Annotated in this window: 17 protein-coding genes and 5 tRNA genes; 20 read left to right on the forward strand and 2 right to left on the reverse strand. The window is 38.2% G+C overall.

Going from position 1 to position 20070, the window contains the following annotated elements:
- Positions 1-15: 15 nt before the first annotated feature.
- The 20 genes from ZA06_RS10350 (at position 16) to ZA06_RS10445 (ending at position 17911) form a co-directional block, all read left to right on the forward strand.
- On the forward strand, positions 16-1182 hold the full coding sequence (locus ZA06_RS10350; RefSeq protein WP_053977398.1) for an acyl-CoA dehydrogenase family protein: 1167 nt from the start codon (positions 16-18) through the stop codon (positions 1180-1182).
- 6 nt (positions 1183-1188) lie between these two features.
- Positions 1189-2607, forward strand: a complete 1419-nt coding sequence (locus tag ZA06_RS10355; protein ID WP_053977399.1) for a carboxypeptidase-like regulatory domain-containing protein — start codon at positions 1189-1191, stop codon at positions 2605-2607.
- An 88-nt stretch (positions 2608-2695) separates the two neighbouring features.
- The gene (gene rpsU / locus ZA06_RS10360; RefSeq protein WP_053977400.1) at positions 2696-2890 is read left to right on the forward strand and encodes a 30S ribosomal protein S21; all 195 of its coding nucleotides are present in this window, start codon (positions 2696-2698) and stop codon (positions 2888-2890) included.
- Between the two features lie 107 nt (positions 2891-2997).
- On the forward strand, positions 2998-3894 hold the full coding sequence (locus ZA06_RS10365; RefSeq protein ID WP_053977401.1) for a tyrosine-type recombinase/integrase: 897 nt from the start codon (positions 2998-3000) through the stop codon (positions 3892-3894).
- Positions 3895-4035: 141 nt separating this feature from the next.
- Complete coding sequence (gene hpf, locus ZA06_RS10370; protein ID WP_053977402.1) at positions 4036-4338, forward strand: ribosome hibernation-promoting factor, HPF/YfiA family; 303 nt, start codon at positions 4036-4038, stop codon at positions 4336-4338.
- A gap of 100 nt (positions 4339-4438) precedes the next feature.
- Positions 4439-4512, forward strand: a tRNA-Thr gene (locus ZA06_RS10375).
- A gap of 44 nt (positions 4513-4556) precedes the next feature.
- Positions 4557-4638 (forward strand) — tRNA-Tyr (locus ZA06_RS10380).
- Positions 4639-4667: 29 nt separating this feature from the next.
- A tRNA-Gly gene (locus ZA06_RS10385) sits at positions 4668-4740 on the forward strand.
- 11 nt (positions 4741-4751) lie between these two features.
- Positions 4752-4823 (forward strand) — tRNA-Thr (locus tag ZA06_RS10390).
- A gap of 58 nt (positions 4824-4881) precedes the next feature.
- Positions 4882-6069 (forward strand): elongation factor Tu, encoded by a 1188-nt coding sequence (tuf, locus tag ZA06_RS10395; RefSeq protein ID WP_053977403.1) that lies wholly within the window; start codon positions 4882-4884, stop codon positions 6067-6069.
- Positions 6070-6134: 65 nt separating this feature from the next.
- Positions 6135-6207 (forward strand) — tRNA-Trp (locus ZA06_RS10400).
- A 69-nt stretch (positions 6208-6276) separates the two neighbouring features.
- On the forward strand, positions 6277-6471 hold the full coding sequence (secE, locus tag ZA06_RS10405; RefSeq protein ID WP_053977404.1) for a preprotein translocase subunit SecE: 195 nt from the start codon (positions 6277-6279) through the stop codon (positions 6469-6471).
- Between the two features lie 11 nt (positions 6472-6482).
- Positions 6483-7040: a transcription termination/antitermination protein NusG gene (nusG, locus tag ZA06_RS10410; protein ID WP_053977405.1), complete on the forward strand. Its 558-nt coding sequence runs from the start codon at positions 6483-6485 to the stop codon at positions 7038-7040.
- 72 nt (positions 7041-7112) lie between these two features.
- Positions 7113-7553 (forward strand): 50S ribosomal protein L11, encoded by a 441-nt coding sequence (rplK, locus tag ZA06_RS10415; RefSeq protein ID WP_053977406.1) that lies wholly within the window; start codon positions 7113-7115, stop codon positions 7551-7553.
- Positions 7554-7564: 11 nt separating this feature from the next.
- On the forward strand, positions 7565-8254 hold the full coding sequence (rplA, locus tag ZA06_RS10420; protein WP_053977407.1) for a 50S ribosomal protein L1: 690 nt from the start codon (positions 7565-7567) through the stop codon (positions 8252-8254).
- A 19-nt stretch (positions 8255-8273) separates the two neighbouring features.
- Positions 8274-8795 (forward strand): 50S ribosomal protein L10, encoded by a 522-nt coding sequence (gene rplJ / locus ZA06_RS10425; RefSeq protein WP_053977408.1) that lies wholly within the window; start codon positions 8274-8276, stop codon positions 8793-8795.
- 60 nt (positions 8796-8855) lie between these two features.
- Positions 8856-9233 carry a 50S ribosomal protein L7/L12 gene (gene rplL, locus ZA06_RS10430; RefSeq protein ID WP_053977409.1) on the forward strand — a complete coding sequence of 126 codons (378 nt, stop codon included), beginning with the start codon at positions 8856-8858 and terminating at the stop codon, positions 9231-9233.
- A 122-nt stretch (positions 9234-9355) separates the two neighbouring features.
- Positions 9356-13168 carry a DNA-directed RNA polymerase subunit beta gene (gene rpoB, locus ZA06_RS10435; protein WP_053977410.1) on the forward strand — a complete coding sequence of 1271 codons (3813 nt, stop codon included), beginning with the start codon at positions 9356-9358 and terminating at the stop codon, positions 13166-13168.
- Between the two features lie 66 nt (positions 13169-13234).
- Positions 13235-17536: a DNA-directed RNA polymerase subunit beta' gene (gene rpoC / locus ZA06_RS10440; protein WP_053977411.1), complete on the forward strand. Its 4302-nt coding sequence runs from the start codon at positions 13235-13237 to the stop codon at positions 17534-17536.
- A gap of 57 nt (positions 17537-17593) precedes the next feature.
- Positions 17594-17911, forward strand: a complete 318-nt coding sequence (locus ZA06_RS10445; protein ID WP_053977412.1) for a DUF3467 domain-containing protein — start codon at positions 17594-17596, stop codon at positions 17909-17911.
- 59 nt (positions 17912-17970) lie between these two features.
- Here ZA06_RS10445 and ZA06_RS10450 read toward each other — a convergent pair whose 3' ends face one another.
- Positions 17971-18201 (reverse strand): (4Fe-4S)-binding protein, encoded by a 231-nt coding sequence (locus ZA06_RS10450; RefSeq protein ID WP_053977413.1) that lies wholly within the window; start codon positions 18199-18201, stop codon positions 17971-17973.
- 149 nt (positions 18202-18350) lie between these two features.
- Positions 18351-19940, reverse strand: a complete 1590-nt coding sequence (locus ZA06_RS10455; protein ID WP_053977414.1) for a peptide chain release factor 3 — start codon at positions 19938-19940, stop codon at positions 18351-18353.
- Between the last annotated feature and the right edge of the window lie 130 nt (positions 19941-20070).

Consider the following 20070-nt stretch of genomic DNA (forward strand, 5'->3'; position numbering starts at 1 on the left):
TAGAATACTATATTTATGAATAGCATGTACTTCACTGAAGAACATCAGCTTTTTCGCGAAAGCCTTAAGGAATTTTTAAAAAAAGAAGTCGTACCACATATAGATAAATGGGAAAAAACCGGAACTATAGAACGGTTTATTTGGGAGAAGTTTGGCGAGATGGGATACCTTGGATTGCCTTATCCTGAGGCCTATGGAGGACTTGATTTAGATTTGTTTTATACCGTGATTCTTTTGGAAGAATTACAGAAAGTGAATTCAGGAGGATTTGCTGCAGCCATTTGGGCGCACACCTATTTGGCCATGACGCATTTGAATAAAGAAGGCAACCACGATATTAAAAAGAGATATTTGGAACCTAGTATTGCTGGAACCAAAATTGGAGCCCTTTGTGTAAGTGAGCCTTTTGGAGGAAGTGATGTGGCAGGAATGCGAACTACAGCGGTTAAAGAAGGAGATTCTTATGTAATTAACGGCTCAAAAACATTTATCACCAATGGTTATTACTGTGACTATATGGTGGTGGCTGCCAAGACAAACCCAGAATTGGGGAATAAAGGTATTAGTATGTTTGTGATTGATAAGGATACCCCAGGAATCTCTGCTTCTAAATTGGATAAATTGGGATGGAGAGCTTCAGATACTGCGGAAATTGCTTTTGACAATGTGGTGGTGCCAGCTTCTAATTTAATGGGAGAAGAAGGTAAAGGATTCCCTTATATCATGCAGCACTTTGCTTTGGAAAGATTGATTATGGGAGTGAACGCCCACGCTAGAGCAGAGTATGCTTTGGAGTATGCGCTTCAATATATGTCTGAAAGAAAAACTTTCGGTAAATCCATAGATCAATACCAAGCCTTAAGACACAAGTATGCCGATATGTACAGTTTTATGGAATTGTGCAAGGAGTACAATTATTCTGTAGCCAATAGACTGAATAAAGGAGAGTATGTGGTTAAGGAAGCGACCATTTCCAAACTGCAATCTACCAAGATGGCGGATGAGGTAATCTATGGTTGTTTGCAGTTTTTAGGTGGGTATGGTTATATGGAAGATTATCCACTGGCTCGCCTGTTAAGAGATAGTAGGCTAGGGCCTATTGGAGGAGGTACTTCCGAAATTCTTCGTGAGATCATTTCCAAAATGGTAATCGATAAAAAAGATTATAAACCAGCAACTTAATATTTTATGAGAAGTCCCCATTTTAAGGTTCTATTTGCTATGGCTATCGGCTTTTGTGTTATGCCTTCCTTTGCGCAAAAGGAGCTCAAAAATAAAATTGTGGATTTTGCAACATTGATGCCTGTAGAAAGTGCCAGTATCTATGTTCAAAACACAACAATTGGTACGGTAAGTAACGCCGATGGAAAGTTTGTCCTTTTGGTTCCTAACGAGTTTGCAAAGGACACCTTGGTAATATCTTCCATTGGGTATAAGAGTTATAAAGTGCCAGTTGGTGAATTTGACAACAGCATGGAAATTTATTTGGAGGAAGATATTGCTTCCTTGGATGAGATTCTTTTGGTGGCTGAAACAAGACCAGAAACAGGAAACGAAATTGTGGAGCGGGCCTTGGAGAAATTGGGGGACAATTTCCCTGAGGAACCATATGTTCAAAAAGGTTTTTTAAGACATAAGGAACGAAACAAAAAGGAATTCAAGTGGCTCATAGAAAGCGCTATTACCCTGTACGATTCCAGTTTTACTTCCGATGCCGACGTAAACTTAAAGATTAATGTAGATGAAATGCGCAAGAGTTATGATTTGCGCGATGTAGATAGTTTGTTGGCCTATACAGCTTATTTGAAGCAGGAAAAGAAGCTTAGAAACCTAAGGGCTAAAAACCTAAGACGCGATACCATTGCAACGGCTTCCTTGGTTAAAGCTATAAAATGGAATGATAGAAGGACCAATGGTTTGGAGCATTTGTTTCAGGGGAAATTGAATTTACTTAGAAACACTAATTCCAATAAAGCACTTTTTGGTGATCACATGTTAGAAAACCATCAATTTGAATTGGATACTGTTTTGGTGGATAATGGTAGAAAGATTTATAAAATTAAGATTGATGCTAGTACCGATTTTGTGAATCTGGAAACACCTGGAATTTATAACGACGGTTATGTGGCCAATGGTTGGATTTACATTTATTGGGACAATTACGCGGTGAAGAAAATAGAATACGAATTGGTAGCGTCTTCCCCTCAGCAAAAGAGTAGAAGTAAAAATTTGTTCGGGACACAGGTAAACCATAAGTTGGTAATGACCTATATGGAGTATAATGATAAAATGTATCCTAGTTACATTTATTATGAAACTCCAAAATTGGTCAATGTGGGCGCAAAGGTTTCTTCCAAAGATGAAAATGAAGCTTACGATCCAAATGAACGCTATTATTATTCGGTACAGGAAATCCTATTTACGGAGATTATTGTAGATCCAGAAGCGATTGCATTGGAAGTTCAGAAGGATTGGAATCCGGATATCTTTTCTGTGAAACAATATAACAAGGAATTTTGGAAAACCTATAACACCTTGTTGGAGAGTGAAGAAGATGAACAATTGATTCAGGATTTAACGAAAAGGTCGTCTTTATATAAGGAGTAAATATTTTTTTTCATTTTAGTTGCAATTAATGGATTACTTCTTATATTTGCCAACCGAAAAATTCTAAAAGAGAGGAGGTTAAGACACTATGTTAATTATACCAATTAAAGAAGGAGAAAATATAGATAGAGCGCTAAAACGTTACAAGCGTAAATTTGATAAAACAGGTACAAAGCGTGCATTGCAAACTAGAAAGCAGTTTACTAAGCCATCAGTAGAGCGTAGAGCTCAAATTCAAAAAGCTCAATATATCCAGACTCTTAGAGATCTAGAAAACATCTAAGAATTAATATATTCTTAATTAAAATCCTGCAATCGCAGGATTTTTTTTTGCCGTTACTTAAGTAAATAATACTTTGTAATTTTAATGATATTCATTCCATAGAGAATATGTCCATAATAGCTTTTACAGATTACCTACTGCACGAAAAGAAATATGCCCTACTTACTATAAAGGCATATTCTAAAGATTTGGGAGACTTTCAAGAATTTATCGCTTCGGAATACGGAGAACAGTCGTTACAGGATTTAGAGTATCGACAAATACGAACCTGGATTGTTTTCTTGGTAGAAAAGGGAATAAGTAACCGCAGTATCAATAGAAAGGTATCGTCCTTGAATTCCTATTATAAGTTTATGGTGAAGATAGGGGAGATGGAAAGTAATCCATTGGCTAAACATAAGGCGCTAAAAGCTCCAAAAAAGGTACAGGTTCCTTTTTCCGAAGACGAGATGAATTCGGTAATCACGGCACTGCAATGCGAAACCGATTTTGAAGGTCTGCGTGACCGTTTGATCATAGAGCTGTTTTATGCAACTGGTGTAAGGAGGATTGAATTGGTACAGTTGAAGGTGGCTGATTTGGATTTAGCTAATAAAACGTTAAAAGTTCTAGGGAAGCGAAATAAAGAGCGTATCATCCCGTTAATAGATTCTGTGGTGCAAACAACCAAGCAGTACCTTGAGGTAAGAAGTTCTTTAGATAATATTGTGGATGAAACGTTTCTTTTTTTGACAAAAAAAGGTGTGAAAATTTACGAAACTCTTGTTTACAGAATTATAAATGATTATTTTAGTAGGGCATCTACAAAAGTAAAAAGGAGCCCTCACATATTGCGGCACTCGTTTGCCACACATTTACTAAGTCAAGGTGCAAATATGAATGCAGTAAAAGAACTTCTTGGGCATTCCAGTCTTGCAGCAACACAGGTTTATACCCACAACAGTATAAACGAGTTGAAAAAGGTGTATTCAAACGCACATCCAAGAAGTAAAAAACACGAATAGATAATTGTTCAATGTCTAACCATTAAGAATGAAGGATTGCATCCATACCTATAGCAGAATTTAATTTTTTAAATAGGAATTTGAAAAATTAAATTTTTTTTATGGGCAGCGGTCTTACATTCTTTTTAAATTTTTAAACATATGAAAGTAAACACACAGTCAGTCAACTTTAATGCAGACAAAAAGTTGATAGCGTTTATCCAAAAGAGAATGGATAAATTAGATTTATTTTATGACAGGGTTATCCAGTCTGACGTATTTCTGAAAGTGGAAAATACTAGTGCTAAGGAGAATAAAATCTTCGAGGCCAGGGTAAGTGTTCCCGGAGATAGTCTTGTCGTTAAAAAACAATGCAAGACATTTGAAGAAGGGGCCGATAGTGCCGTTTCATCCTTGGAGCGCCAACTCAAAAAGCGAAAAGAAAAATTAAGAACACATATATGACAAAATTTTTCAAAAAATGTTTTGAATAAAGAAATAAATATATACATTTGCAGTCCGTTAGAAATAGCGGACTTTTTTGTTGTACAAAAAGGCATCAAAAGCCGATATAGCTCAGCTGGCTAGAGCAGCTGATTTGTAATCAGCAGGTCGTGGGTTCGAGTCCCTCTATCGGCTCAAGTTCTTTAAGAGAAATGATCTAAAATATTGTAAAAACCATTGGGGAGATACTCAAGCGGCCAACGAGGGCAGACTGTAAATCTGCTGACTATGTCTTCGCAGGTTCGAATCCTGCTCTCCCCACTTTTTTACTCTATTTAAATTTTTAAAAAGCGGGAGTAGCTCAGTTGGTAGAGCGTCAGCCTTCCAAGCTGAATGTCGCCGGTTCGAACCCGGTCTCCCGCTCTTTTTAAAAAGCCGGTGTAGCTCAGGGGTAGAGCGTTTCCTTGGTAAGGAAGAGGTCACGGGTTCAAATCCCGTCATTGGCTCATATTACAGTGAATTAAATTTGAACACTAATATAAATTAAGATTAAATAAATTAAACATGGCAAAGGGAACTTTTGATCGTTCGAAACCACACTTAAACATTGGTACTATCGGACACGTAGATCACGGTAAAACAACTTTAACTGCCGCTATTACAAAAGTATTAGCTGATGCGGGTTTATCTGAAGCAAGATCATTCGATCAAATTGATAACGCTCCGGAAGAGAAGGAAAGAGGTATTACAATTAATACATCTCACGTAGAGTATCAGACTGCAAATCGTCACTACGCACACGTAGATTGTCCTGGTCACGCCGATTACGTAAAGAACATGGTAACTGGTGCTGCGCAAATGGATGGTGCTATCTTGGTGGTTGCTGCAACAGATGGTCCTATGCCTCAAACTCGTGAGCACATCCTTTTAGGTCGTCAGGTAGGTATTCCTCGTATCGTTGTTTTCATGAACAAAGTTGATATGGTTGATGATGAGGAGCTTTTAGAGTTAGTAGAAATGGAAATCAGAGATTTGTTGTCTTTCTATGAGTATGATGGAGATAACGGTCCTGTAATTGCTGGTTCTGCTCTTGGTGCACTTAACGGTGAGCAAAAGTGGGTTGATACAGTAATGGAATTGATGGAAGCTGTTGATGCTTGGATTGAAGAGCCAGTACGTGATATGGATAAGCCATTCTTGATGCCTATCGAAGACGTATTCTCTATTACAGGTCGTGGTACTGTTGCAACTGGACGTATCGAAACTGGTGTTGCTAAAACTGGAGATCCTGTAGAGATCATCGGTATGGGAGCTGAGAAATTGACTTCTACTATTACTGGTATCGAGATGTTCCGTCAAATCTTGGATAGAGGTGAGGCTGGAGATAACGCAGGTATCTTATTAAGAGGTATCGATAAAAACCAAATCTCTAGAGGTATGGTAATCGTTAAGCCAGGTTCTGTAACTCCACATAAAAAATTCAAAGCTGAGGTTTATATCCTTAAGAAAGAAGAAGGTGGACGTCACACTCCATTCCACAACAACTACCGTCCACAGTTCTACGTACGTACAACTGACGTAACAGGAAACATTAGCCTTCCTGATGGAGTTGAGATGGTAATGCCTGGAGATAACCTTACTATTACTGTAGAATTGATCCAACCAATCGCGATGAACGTAGGTTTACGTTTCGCTATCCGTGAAGGTGGACGTACAGTAGGTGCTGGTCAGGTAACTGAAATCTTAGACTAATAATATTTATAGTTTATAAATTAAGGTGTCTTGTACATTTTAGCAAGACGCCTTGATTTATATTTACGGGTTTAGCTCAGTTGGTAGAGCACTGGTCTCCAAAACCAGGTGTCGTGAGTTCGAGTCTCGCAACCCGTGCAAATTTTTAGATTACATTTTTTTAACGTAAGTTGCGAGTTTGTAATCTGATAAAAACTTTTAAGTCAAATGGCAGGAATTGTTAATTATATAAAGGAATCCTTTGAGGAATTAAAGAATAATGTGTCATGGCCTACTTGGGCAGAAGCGCAAAGCTTAACTGTTCTTGTGGCTGTTTTCTCTATTGTTTTTGCATTGGCTATTTGGGGAGTGGATACTGTTTTTAGTAAAGTTATTAAACAATATTTTGATTTAATCAGCTAAAACACTTTTGAATGTCTGAGACAAACACAAATAAGAAATGGTACGTTGTTAGAGCCGTAAGTGGTCAAGAAAACAAAATCAAAACCTACATCGAGAATGAAATTACGAGATTGGGTCTTGAGGATTTTGTTGACCAAGTATTGGTTCCTACAGAAAAGGTGATTCAAATACGTAACGGGAAAAAGATACACAAGGAACGTGTGTATTTTCCTGGTTATATAATGATTCAAGCTAATTTAAGTGGAGAAATTCCACACATCATCAAATCCATTACCAACGTAATTGGATTTTTAGGTGAAACAAAGGGAGGTGATCCGGTGCCTTTAAGGCAATCTGAGGTAAACAGAATGTTAGGTAAAGTGGATGAGCTTACGGTAGATGCCGATGCTAATGTAGCAATCCCTTACACCATTGGTGAGACAGTAAAAGTAATTGACGGTCCATTTAATGGATTTGATGGTACTATCGAAAAGATCAATGAAGAGAAGCGTAAACTTGAGGTTATGGTGCGAATTTTTGGAAGAAAAACACCATTGGAGTTGAGTTATATGCAAGTGGAAAAAGTTTAATAATTGTTACCAGATATATCGTATGTCTTTTTGCTTCCATATTAAGAGACATGCAAAACTAAATTTATTAAAATGGCAAAAGAATTAAGTAAAGTAGTTAAATTACAAGTTCGGGGAGGTGCTGCGAATCCGTCGCCACCAGTTGGACCCGCTTTAGGTGCTGCTGGAGTTAATATCATGGAGTTCTGTAAGCAATTTAATGCGAGAACCCAAGATAAAGCTGGTAAAGTATTACCAGTAGTTATCTCTGTTTACAAAGACAAATCTTTTGATTTTGTAATCAAAACTCCTCCAGCTGCTGTACAATTAATGGAAGCGGCCAAAGTAAAAAAAGGATCTGGAGAACCGAACAGAAAGAAAGTAGCTAAAATAACTTGGGATCAAGTTAGAGCTATTGCAGAGGACAAAATGCAAGACTTGAATGCATTTACAATTGAGTCTGCTATGACAATGGTTGCAGGTACTGCAAGATCAATGGGAATCACTGTTAAAGGCGGGGAAGCTCCTAACTAAAAATTTTTGAAATGGCAAGATTAACAAGAAAGCAAAAAGAAGCAAGAGCTAAAGTTGAGAAAAACAAACTTTATTCTCTTGAGGAAGCTTCAAACTTATTAAAGGAAATTACTTATACTAAATTTGATGCTTCTGTAGATATCGCTGTTCGTTTAGGAGTAGACCCACGTAAAGCTAACCAAATGGTTAGAGGTGTAGTTTCTCTTCCTCACGGAACAGGTAAAGATATGAAAGTATTGGCCTTGGTAACTCCTGACAAAGAAGCTGAAGCTAAAGAAGCTGGAGCTGATTATGTAGGTTTAGACGAGTACCTACAAAAGATCAAGGACGGTTGGACAGACGTAGACGTTATCGTTACAATGCCTAGCATTATGGGTAAATTAGGTCCATTAGGTAGAATTTTGGGACCTAGAGGTTTAATGCCTAACCCTAAAACTGGTACCGTAACTATGGATGTGGCTAAAGCTGTTAGTGAAGTAAAAGCAGGTAAGATTGATTTCAAAGTAGACAAAACTGGTATCGTTCACGCTCCAATCGGGAAGGCGTCTTTTAGCGCTGACAAATTGGTAGGTAACGCACAGGAATTACTTTCTACATTGATGAAATTGAAGCCTACTGCAGCTAAAGGTACTTACGTGAAAAGTATTTTCATTTCTAGTACTATGAGTCCAAGTATTGCAGTAGATACAAAAATAAACTAAGTAGTTAAACTTTTATATTATGACAAGAGAAGAAAAATCACAAGTTATTGAAGAGTTGACTGCTCAGTTAGCAGAGAATCCAAATATTTATTTAGCAGATATTTCTGGATTAAATGCAGGAAACACTTCAGAGTTACGTCGTGCATGTTTTAAAGCAAACGTACAATTAGCTGTAGTAAAGAATACATTATTGGCTAAAGCCATGGAAGCTTCTGAGAAAGATTTTGGAGAGCTGCCAGGTGTACTTAAAGGAAATACGTCAATTTTGTTTTCTGAAACAGGAAACGCGCCAGCAAAGGTTATTAAAGCCTTCCGTAAAAAATCTGAAAAGCCGTTGCTTAAAGGAGCTTTTATTGAAGAAGCAATTTATGTTGGGGACGATCAATTAGATGCATTGGTTGACATCAAATCTAGAGAAGAGCTTATTGGGGATATCGTGGCATTGCTACAATCGCCAGCTAAGAACGTTGTGTCAGCTCTTAAGTCTGGAGGCGGTACATTGGCCGGTATCATCAAGACGTTATCCGAGAAAGAAGGATAATCCAAATAAGTACGCACTTAAACAAATATATTTTTAAAAATTTTATTAAAACGATAGAAAATGGCAGATTTAAAAGATTTCGCAGAACAATTAGTTAATTTAACAGTTAAAGAAGTAAACGAATTAGCTACAATATTAAAAGACGAGTACGGTATTGAGCCAGCTGCTGCTGCTGTAGCAGTTGCTGCAGGTGGAGCTGCTGCAGGTGGAGACGCTGCAGAAGAGCAAACTGAATTCGACGTAATCCTTAAAGCAGCTGGTGCTTCTAAATTAGCAGTTGTTAAATTGGTTAAAGAATTAACTGGTTTAGGATTGAAAGAAGCTAAAGAATTAGTTGACGGTGCACCTAGCACAGTTAAAGAAGCTGTATCTAAAGATGAAGCAGAAGCTTTAAAAGCTTCATTGGAAGAAGCTGGAGCTGAGGTTGAGCTTAAGTAAGCTTAACTAACCTACAAAATATGGTTTAGGTCTAGAGGTAACCTCTAAGACCTAAACCCTTTTGTGTATATAACTGTTATATACATCCTTTATATTATTTTTAATCAAAATCTCGTTCATCGATGTTAGCAAAAACAGCTGAAAGATTAAATTTCTCTTCTATTGTAAATAGAACGGAATATCCCGATTTCTTGGATATTCAAATAAAGTCCTTTCAGGATTTTTTCCAGTTAGAAACAAAATCGGAAGAAAGAGGGAATGAAGGTCTATACAACACCTTCATGGAAAATTTCCCAATCACAGACACGCGAAACCAATTCGTCTTGGAATTTTTGGATTATTTTATCGATCCACCAAGATACACAATTGAGGAATGTATTGAAAGAGGTTTAACATACAGTGTACCATTAAAGGCAAGGCTTAAATTGTACTGTACAGACCCTGAACATGAGGATTTCGAGACCATTGTCCAGGATGTGTACTTAGGAACTATTCCTTACATGACACCTAGTGGTACCTTTTGTATAAACGGTGCTGAACGTGTTGTAGTTTCTCAATTACACCGTTCTCCTGGTGTATTCTTCAGCCAATCTTTCCATGCAAATGGAACCAAATTATATTCAGCAAGAGTTATTCCATTTAAAGGATCATGGATTGAATTTGCTACAGATATCAATCAAGTAATGTATGCCTACATTGATAGGAAGAAAAAATTACCTGTAACCACATTGTTTAGAGCTATTGGTTTTGAACGAGACAAAGATATTCTTGAAATATTTGACCTTGCTGAAGAGGTTAAAGTTTCCAAATCAGGTTTAAAGAAAGTTTTAGGACGTAAGTTAGCCGCTCGTGTATTGAATACTTGGCACGAAGATTTCGTAGATGAGGATACAGGAGAGGTGGTATCTATCGAGCGTAACGAAATAGTATTGGATCGTGACACTATTATCGATAAGGATAACATTGAGGAAATCCTTGATGCAGGTGTTAAGACCGTACTTTTACACAAAGAAAATGCACAGCAAGGAGATTATGCCATTATTCATAATACCCTTCAAAAAGACCCTACAAACTCTGAAAAAGAAGCTGTAGAACATATCTATCGTCAATTACGTAATGCCGAGCCGCCAGATGAGGAAACTGCTAGAGGTATTATTGAAAAATTGTTCTTTAGTGACCAACGTTACTCTTTAGGAGAAGTTGGACGTTATAGAATGAATAAAAAATTAGGTTTGGATATTGGAATGGACAAGCAAGTGCTTACCAAAGAAGATATCATTACCATTATTAAATATTTAATCGAGCTTATCAACTCTAAAGCAGAGATTGATGATATCGATCACTTGTCTAACCGTCGTGTGCGTACGGTAGGAGAGCAGTTGTCAGCCCAATTTGGTGTTGGTTTGGCGCGTATGGCTCGTACTATCCGTGAGCGTATGAACGTTAGGGACAATGAGGTATTTACCCCTATCGATTTGATCAACGCGAAGACTTTATCTTCTGTAATCAACTCGTTCTTTGGTACAAACCAGTTGTCTCAATTTATGGACCAAACCAACCCATTGGCAGAGATCACGCATAAGCGTCGTCTTTCGGCATTAGGGCCCGGTGGTCTTTCTAGAGAGCGTGCCGGATTCGAGGTTCGTGACGTTCACTACACGCATTATGGACGTCTTTGTCCTATTGAAACTCCAGAAGGGCCAAACATTGGTTTGATTTCTTCATTGTCAGTTTACGCCAAGGTAAACTCCATGGGATTCATCGAAACTCCTTACCGCGAGGTTAAAGAAGGTTTGGTGGACATCAAAGGAGAGCCAATCTATTTAAGTGCGGAGGAAGAAGAAGAGAAATTGATTGCTCAGGCAACTGTTAAGGTGGATGACGAAGGAAAGATTTTACACGATAAGGTAATTGCCAGAATGGAAGGTGATTTCCCTGTAATTGAACCGGAAAATGTACACTATACAGACGTAGCGCCTAACCAAATTGCATCTATTTCTGCATCTTTAATTCCATTCTTGGAGCATGATGATGCGAACCGTGCCTTGATGGGATCTAACATGATGCGTCAAGCAGTACCATTATTACGTCCTCAAGCACCTATTGTTGGAACTGGATTAGAGCGTCAAGTAGCTTCAGATTCTAGGGTATTGATCAATGCAGAAGGAGCTGGTACAGTTGAGTATGTAGATGCCAATGAAATCGTAATCAGATACGAGCGTACTGAAGAAGAAGCTATGGTAAGTTTTGATAGCGATACTAAAACTTATCCATTAATTAAATTTAGAAAAACTAACCAAGGTACATCTATTAACCTTAAGCCAATTGTAACTAAAGGAGACAAGGTTAAGAAAGGACAAGTACTTTGTGAAGGATATGCAACAGAAAATGGAGAGCTTGCATTAGGTAGAAATATGAAAGTGGCCTTCATGCCATGGAAAGGGTACAACTTCGAGGATGCGATTGTGATTTCTGAGAAAGTAGTACGCGATGATATTTTTACATCTATCCACATCGATGAGTATTCGTTGGAAGTTAGAGATACCAAATTGGGTAACGAAGAGTTGACCAATGATATCCCTAACGTATCGGAAGAGGCTACTAAAGACCTTGACGAAAACGGTATGATTCGTATTGGTGCAGAGATCAAGCCAGGAGATATTCTTATTGGTAAGATTACACCAAAAGGAGAAAGCGATCCTACTCCAGAAGAAAAATTATTGAGAGCAATCTTTGGTGACAAAGCTGGAGATGTTAAAGATGCATCTTTGAAAGCTTCACCTTCGTTACATGGTGTTGTTATCGACAAGAAGTTGTTCTCTAGAGCTATAAAAGACAAACGTAAGAGAGCTAAGGACAAGGAGGATATCGATGCACTAGAAAGCGTTTACTACAGAAAGTTCGATGAACTTAAAGATGTATTGGTTGAAAAATTATTCAACATTGTAAACGGAAAAACTGCACAAGGTATCTTTAATGATCTTGGTGAAGAAATTATTCCTAAAGGGAAAAAGTATACCCTTAAGATGTTAAATGCTGTAGACGACTATACGCACTTAACTTCAGGAACATGGACTACAGATGATCACTTAAATGAACTTGTAGCGGATTTGATCCACAATTACAAAATCAAAGAAAATGATTTACAAGGATCTTTACGTCGCGAGAAATTTACAATCTCTGTTGGAGATGAGTTACCATCTGGTATCATAAAACTAGCTAAGGTTTATGTTGCTAAAAAACGTAAACTTAAAGTAGGTGATAAAATGGCGGGACGTCACGGTAACAAAGGTATTGTTGCACGTATCGTTCGTCAGGAAGATATGCCATTCTTGGAAGACGGAACTCCAGTTGATATCGTGTTGAACCCACTAGGGGTACCATCACGTATGAACATCGGGCAGATTTATGAAACGGTTCTTGGATGGGCTGGTCAAAAATTAGGTCGTACTTATGCAACCCCTATTTTTGACGGTGCAACTCTAGACCAGATCAATGAACTTACCGATGAGGCGGGAATCCCAAGATTTGGACACACTTACTTATATGATGGTGGAACAGGAGATCGTTTTGACCAACCTGCAACTGTAGGGGTTATCTACATGATCAAACTAGGCCACATGATCGACGATAAGATGCACGCACGTTCTATCGGGCCATACTCATTGATTACGCAACAGCCACTTGGAGGTAAGGCTCAGTTTGGAGGTCAGCGTTTCGGAGAGATGGAGGTATGGGCACTTGAGGCTTATGGAGCATCAAGCACACTACGTGAAATCTTAACAGTAAAATCTGATGACGTTATAGGTAGAGCTAAAACTTACGAGGCAATCGTAAAAGGAGAGCCGATGCCAGAACCAGGACTACCTGAATCTTTCAACGTATTAATGCACGAATTGAAAGGATTAGGTTTAGATATTAGATTAGAAGAATAAAAAAGTTTACAGTATTCCGGTAAGTGAGTATCACTTACCGGAAACTGATAAAGACTACAAAGTATTATGGCTAGAAAACAAGATAAGAATACAGTACAGAGATTTAATAAAATCTCGATTGGTTTAGCATCGCCAGAGTCTATATTGGCGGCATCTCGTGGTGAGGTTCTGAAACCTGAAACTATTAATTATCGAACTCATAAACCAGAAAGAGATGGTTTATTCTGTGAGCGTATTTTTGGTCCCGTTAAGGATTTTGAATGTGCTTGTGGTAAATATAAAAGAATCCGTTACAAAGGAATTGTTTGTGATAGATGTGGTGTTGAAGTAACAGAAAAGAAAGTACGTAGAGATAGAGTAGGACACATTAACCTTGTTGTGCCAGTAGCACATATTTGGTATTTCCGTTCTCTTCCAAATAAAATTGGTTACCTATTAGGATTGCCATCCAAGAAATTGGACATGATCATCTATTACGAGCGTTATGTGGTAATTCAACCAGGTAATGCAAAAGGAGTAGAAGGTGACCCATTACAAAAATTGGATTTCTTGACAGAAGAGGAATACTTAACCATTTTGGAATCCCTTCCACAAGAAAACCAATATTTGGACGATACAGATCCTAACAAATTCATCGCTAAAATGGGAGCCGAGTGTTTGATCGAGCTTTTAGCGAGAATTGATTTGGATGAATTGTCTTATGACCTACGTCACAAAGCCAACAACGAAACTTCTAAACAACGTAAAACCGAAGCGTTAAAACGTTTACAGGTTGTTGAGGCGTTTAGAGATTCCAATGCTAACCGTGAAAACAGACCAGAGTGGATGATCATGAAGGCTATTCCTGTTATTCCACCAGAATTACGTCCATTGGTGCCATTGGATGGAGGTCGTTTTGCAACGTCAGATTTGAATGATTTGTACCGTCGTGTAATCATCCGTAACAACCGTTTGAAGAGATTGGTAGAAATCAAGGCTCCAGAAGTAATCTTACGTAATGAAAAACGTATGTTACAAGAGTCTGTAGATTCATTGTTCGATAACACACGTAAGTCGTCTGCTGTGAAAACAGATTCTAACAGACCACTTAAGTCATTGTCTGATTCCTTAAAAGGTAAGCAAGGACGTTTCCGTCAAAACTTACTTGGTAAGCGTGTTGATTACTCTGCACGTTCGGTAATTGTTGTTGGACCAGAATTGAAATTATTCGAATGTGGATTGCCAAAGAACATGGCAGCGGAATTATACAAGCCTTTTATCATCAGAAAATTGATTGAAAGAGGTATTGTTAAGACTGTAAAATCTGCTAAGAAAATTATAGATAGAAAAGAGCCAGTTGTGTGGGACATCTTGGAAAACGTATTAAAAGGACATCCAGTACTTTTGAACCGTGCTCCTACGCTTCACAGACTTGGTATCCAAGCTTTCCAGCCTAAGTTGATCGAAGGTAAAGCTATCCAGTTACACCCATTGGTATGTACGGCGTTTAACGCGGATTTCGATGGTGACCAGATGGCGGTACACTTACCATTAGGACCAGAGGCTATTTTGGAAGCGCAATTGTTGATGTTGGCATCACACAATATCTTGAACCCTGCTAACGGATCTCCGGTAACCGTACCTTCTCAGGATATGGTACTTGGTCTTTACTACATGACCAAGGAGCGTTTAACTACCGAAGATGTAACGGTTAAAGGTGAAGGATTGACATTCTACTCTCCAGACGAGGTAACTATCGCTTACAACGAGAAAAGAGTAGACTTGAATGCCCGTATCAAGGTAAGAACAAAAGACTTTAATGAGGCAGGTGAATTGACCACCCAAATCATTCAAACTACTGTTGGACGTGTACTTTTCAACGAAAAAGTACCAGCTGCAGCAGGGTATATTAACCAAGTTTTGACTAAGAAATCGCTTAGAGATATTATTGGTAACATTCTTAAAGTTACTAGTGTACCTGAAACAGCAGCTTTCTTGGACGACATCAAAGGTTTAGGATATAGGTTCGCATTCCAAGGAGGATTGTCTTTCAGTTTAGGTGATATTATTATCCCTGCTGAAAAACACAGCATGATCGATAAAGCCAATACTTTGGTAGATGGTATCATGGCCAACTATAACATGGGACTTATTACTAACAACGAACGTTACAACCAGGTAATTGATATTTGGACGTCTACGAATGCTGAATTGACAGAGTTGTCTATGAAGCGGATCCGTGAGGACCAACAAGGATTTAACTCTGTGTACATGATGCTTGATTCTGGAGCTCGTGGATCGAAAGAGCAGATTCGTCAGTTGACCGGTATGCGTGGTTTGATGGCAAAACCTAAGAAATCCAATGCTGGAGGTGGTGAAATTATTGAAAACCCAATTCTTTCTAACTTTAAGGAAGGACTTTCAATTTTGGAATACTTTATCTCTACGCACGGTGCTCGTAAAGGTCTTGCGGATACCGCTCTTAAAACGGCCGATGCGGGTTACTTGACGCGTCGTTTGGTAGACGTTTCTCAAGATGTTATCATTTACAGTGAAGACTGTGGTACATTAAGAGGTATTGAAGTAGCGGCCTTGAAGAAAAACGAGGAGGTTGTTGAGAAACTTGAAGATAGAATTGTTGGTCGTACTTCATTGAACGATGTTTACGATCCTATTACAGAAGAATTATTGGTAAAAGCTGGAGAGCATATCGATGAGCCTATCGCTAGAGCAATCGAGAACTCTGCGCTTGAAACTATAGAAGTACGTTCACCATTAAGTTGTGAGGCTAAACAAGGAATTTGTGCTAAGTGTTACGGTAGAAACCTTGCCACTGGTAAAATTGTACAAAGAGGTGAAGCCGTTGGTGTTGTAGCAGCGCAGTCTATTGGAGAGCCTGGTACACAGTTAACATTGCGTACCTTCCACGTAGGGGGTATTGCAGGTAACATCTCTGAGGAGAACAAGTTAATCGTGAAGTACGACGGTATTGCAGAAATCGAAGATTTAAAAACTGTTAAGACCGTTGATAATGAAGGTAAGGAAGTAGATGTTGTTATTTCCAGAACTTCAGAAATGAAACTTGTAGATGCCAAAACAGGTATCACTTTAAGTACAAACAACATTCCTTACGGATCGTTTGTATATGTAAACAGTGGAGATGCTGTTAAGAAAGGTGATGTAATCTGTTCTTGGGACCCTTATAACGGTGTAATTATTTCAGAATTTGCCGGTAAGGTACGTTATGAAAACATCGAGCAAGGTATGACTTATCAAGTTGAGATCGATGAGCAAACAGGATTCCAAGAAAAAGTAATTTCTGAATCTAGAAACAAGAAATTGATTCCAACACTTCATATTGAAGATTCAAAAGGTGAAACTATCCGTTCATACAACTTACCGGTAGGTGCTCACTTGATGATTGACAATGGAGAGAAGATTAGTGTAGGTAAGATTTTGGTTAAGATTCCTCGTAAATCTGCTAAGGCAGGGGATATTACAGGAGGTCTTCCACGTGTAACCGAGTTGTTCGAAGCTCGTAACCCGTCTAACCCAGCTGTAGTAACTGAGATTGATGGTGTGGTATCCTTCGGTAAGATTAAGAGAGGTAACCGTGAAATCATTATCGAGTCTAAACTTGGAGAGGTTAAGAAATACTTAGTGAAGTTATCTAACCAAATCCTTGTTCAGGAGAACGATTACGTTAAAGCTGGTATGCCATTGTCTGACGGATCGATCACGCCTACAGATATCTTGAACATTAAAGGACCATCTGCAGTACAACAATACTTGGTGAACGAAGTTCAGGAAGTATACCGTTTACAAGGGGTGAAAATCAACGATAAGCACTTTGAGGTGGTCGTAAGACAAATGATGCGTAAAGTTCAGATTATTGATTCTGGAGATACTATCTTCTTAGAAAACCAATTGGTACACAAATCTGACTTTATTGAAGAAAACGACAAGATCTTCGGAATGAAAGTAGTAGAGGACGCAGGAGATTCTGCGAAATTGAAGGCAGGTCAAATCGTGACGCTTCGTCAGTTAAGAGATGAAAATTCTATCTTGAGAAGAGAGGATAAAGCTTTAGTATCGGCTAGAGATGCTAGTCCAGCTACAGCTACTCCAATCCTACAAGGTATTACGAGAGCCTCTCTACAGACTAAGTCATTTATCTCTGCGGCATCGTTCCAGGAAACTACAAAAGTTCTTAACGAAGCAGCAGTAAGTGCAAAAATTGATGCTCTTGAAGGCTTGAAAGAAAACGTAATTGTTGGACATAGAATTCCAGCCGGTACAGGTGTTAGACGATACGATAGTATTATCGTAGGATCTAAAGAGGAGTTCAATGAAATGATGAAAGCCAAAGAAGAAATGAATTATAACTAAAAAGAATTCCCGCGTAAGCGGGATTCTTTTTTTACATTAATTTGAATAACATAACATATGGCAGACGAAGAAAAGAAAAGGAAACAAGGACAGATCAATATTGAATTGGATGAAAAAATTGCTGAAGGAACTTATTCCAACTTGGCAATCATTAACCATTCAGTTTCAGAATTTGTTGTTGATTTTGTTAGTATAATGCCTGGAACTCCAAAAAGTAAGGTGAAGTCTAGAATTATTTTGACTCCACAGCACGCCAAAAGACTATTAAAGGCATTGGGGGATAATGTTCATAGATTTGAGCAAGCTCATGGTGAGATAAAAGATTATGAGCAACCACCAATTCCATTAAATTTTGGACCAACGGGACAAGCATAAAAGAAAAAGCCTTTGATGATTATCAAAGGCTTTTTTTATGGTATTGAATTGAAAGTTTTTTAAGCAAACTCTGCAACTTTTGCTTTATAGCTTAAGGCCCCAGAAGGACACTTTTCAATTTGTTTAATGATTTTTTCACTTGGAGCTCCATCCAAATCAACCCAAGGAATAACAGAATGCCTGAAGACACTTGAAAGTTCTTTGGCACATCGTTCTGAGTTGATACATTGGCAAGGATCGAAAGATACAGTAATGTCTCCATTACTGAATTGGTTAGCTTGGATTTTCATAAGTAGACGATTTTGGGGTTATCTTCACAGGTTGAAATTATCAAAATGCCGAATCTTTCAACAATATTTTCGATAAGCGACAACAAATAAGTGGCAAACCCTTTCGTTTGTATTTAATTTCTTACTAAAACGATTGAAATGTTAATTTATTACTTGAATTCTGAAGTAAAGTGGAACTTAATTGACGGGTACTTTTGCTGTGTCATTTGCAATGAAAATGCTGAATCAGCCAAAAATACAAGTTGTCCTTGCTTGTCTTTAGCCAAGTAGCGTTGCTTCACACGTAAAAATTCTTTGTACTCTTCATTTTTGACATCTTCAGGATCTACCCAACAAGCCTTAAAAACATTTAGGTTTTCGTAGGTACATTTGGCTCCGTATTCGTGCTCTAATCTGTATTGGATTACTTCATATTGAAGGGCTCCAACAGTACCGATTACTTTACGTCCATTGAGTTCCAGTGTAAATAACTGAGCAACCCCTTCGTCCATCAATTGGTCAATTCCTTTGAATAATTGTTTCGACTTTAATGGGTCTGCATTATTGATGTATCTAAAGTGTTCCGGAGAGAAACTTGGAATTCCTTTGTAATTGATGGTTTCACCTTCGGTAAGCGTATCTCCAATTTTAAAGTTACCCGTATCATGAAGTCCAACAATATCACCAGGGTAGGAGATATCTACGATTTCCTTTTTCTCTGCAAAAAAGGCATTTGGACTTGAGAATTTCAATTTCTTGTTATTTCTAACGTGAAGATAAGGCGCATTACGTTTAAATTCTCCGGATACAATTTTAATGAATGCCAAACGGTCACGGTGGTTGGGGTCCATATTGGCATGGATTTTAAATACAAAACCGGTAAATTTTGATTCATCTGGATTTACCAAACGCTCTTCACTTTGTTTTGGTCTTGGAGAAGGCGCTATATCCACAAAGCAATCCAACAATTCCCTTACTCCAAAATTGTTCAAGGCAGAACCAAAGAATACAGGTTGTTGTTGACCACTTAAATAATCCTCCTTACTGAATTCAGGATAGATACCCTGTACCAATTCTATTTCCTCTCTAAGGGTATCCGCTGCTTTATCACCTACCAATTTGTTCAGTTCTGGCGATTCCAAATCGGAAATCTCGATAGTTTCCTCAATATTCTTTCTGCTATCGCCGCTAAATAGGTTGATGTTCTTTTCCCAAATGTTGTAGATACCTTTAAAGTCATACCCCATACCAATTGGGAAACTCAATGGTACTACACTTAAGCCTAATTTTTGTTCGATTTCATCCAAAAGATCGAAGGCATCTTTTCCTTCACGGTCCAATTTATTGATAAACACAATCATTGGAATGTTTCGCATTCTACAAACCTCTACCAGTTTTTCGGTTTGCTCCTCAACTCCTTTGGCTACATCAACTACAACAATAACACTATCCACAGCGGTCAAGGTTCTAAAAGTGTCTTCGGCAAAGTCCTTGTGACCTGGTGTATCCAAGATATTCACTTTTATACCATTGTACTCAAAAGCAAGTACAGAAGTAGCTACAGAAATCCCTCTTTGGCGTTCAATTTCCATAAAGTCACTAGTAGCTCCTTTTTTTATTTTATTGCTTTTTACGGCACCGGCCTCTTGAATGGCCCCACCAAAAAGCAAGAGTTTTTCTGTTAAAGTAGTCTTTCCGGCATCAGGGTGAGAAATGATACCAAACGTACGTCTTCTTTTGATTTCGTCTTTAAAATTCATGCGCTTAAATTGGACGGCAAATATACGTCTTCTTCAGGCATGTTACAATTAAGGATTCCACTTTTTAAACGCTTCACTTGCAGAGGATATAGTATAAACGTTACTTTTTGATGACTTATGTATAATTAAC

The sequence above is a fragment of the Mangrovimonas xylaniphaga genome (assembly GCF_001280435.1).
GTDB classification, from domain to species: domain Bacteria; phylum Bacteroidota; class Bacteroidia; order Flavobacteriales; family Flavobacteriaceae; genus Mangrovimonas_A; species Mangrovimonas_A xylaniphaga.

What these genes read in the sequence shown, in the direction of transcription:
- rplJ (WP_053977408.1), top strand. Translation starts at nt 8,274, where the DNA reads ATGACAAGAGAAGAAAAATCACAAGTTATTGAAGAGTTGACTGCTCAG.
- rplA (WP_053977407.1), top strand. Translation starts at nt 7,565, where the DNA reads ATGGCAAGATTAACAAGAAAGCAAAAAGAAGCAAGAGCTAAAGTTGAG.
- tuf (WP_053977403.1), top strand. Translation starts at nt 4,882, where the DNA reads ATGGCAAAGGGAACTTTTGATCGTTCGAAACCACACTTAAACATTGGT.
- rplL (WP_053977409.1), top strand. Translation starts at nt 8,856, where the DNA reads ATGGCAGATTTAAAAGATTTCGCAGAACAATTAGTTAATTTAACAGTT.
- ZA06_RS10355 (WP_053977399.1), top strand. Translation starts at nt 1,189, where the DNA reads ATGAGAAGTCCCCATTTTAAGGTTCTATTTGCTATGGCTATCGGCTTT.
- rpoB (WP_053977410.1), top strand. Translation starts at nt 9,356, where the DNA reads ATGTTAGCAAAAACAGCTGAAAGATTAAATTTCTCTTCTATTGTAAAT.
- rpoC (WP_053977411.1), top strand. Translation starts at nt 13,235, where the DNA reads ATGGCTAGAAAACAAGATAAGAATACAGTACAGAGATTTAATAAAATC.
- ZA06_RS10350 (WP_053977398.1), top strand. Translation starts at nt 16, where the DNA reads ATGAATAGCATGTACTTCACTGAAGAACATCAGCTTTTTCGCGAAAGC.
- secE (WP_053977404.1), top strand. Translation starts at nt 6,277, where the DNA reads ATGGCAGGAATTGTTAATTATATAAAGGAATCCTTTGAGGAATTAAAG.
- nusG (WP_053977405.1), top strand. Translation starts at nt 6,483, where the DNA reads ATGTCTGAGACAAACACAAATAAGAAATGGTACGTTGTTAGAGCCGTA.
- hpf (WP_053977402.1), top strand. Translation starts at nt 4,036, where the DNA reads ATGAAAGTAAACACACAGTCAGTCAACTTTAATGCAGACAAAAAGTTG.
- ZA06_RS10445 (WP_053977412.1), top strand. Translation starts at nt 17,594, where the DNA reads ATGGCAGACGAAGAAAAGAAAAGGAAACAAGGACAGATCAATATTGAA.
- ZA06_RS10365 (WP_053977401.1), top strand. Translation starts at nt 2,998, where the DNA reads ATGTCCATAATAGCTTTTACAGATTACCTACTGCACGAAAAGAAATAT.
- rplK (WP_053977406.1), top strand. Translation starts at nt 7,113, where the DNA reads ATGGCAAAAGAATTAAGTAAAGTAGTTAAATTACAAGTTCGGGGAGGT.
- ZA06_RS10455 (WP_053977414.1), bottom strand. Translation starts at nt 19,940, where the DNA reads ATGAATTTTAAAGACGAAATCAAAAGAAGACGTACGTTTGGTATCATT.
- rpsU (WP_053977400.1), top strand. Translation starts at nt 2,696, where the DNA reads ATGTTAATTATACCAATTAAAGAAGGAGAAAATATAGATAGAGCGCTA.
- ZA06_RS10450 (WP_053977413.1), bottom strand. Translation starts at nt 18,201, where the DNA reads ATGAAAATCCAAGCTAACCAATTCAGTAATGGAGACATTACTGTATCT.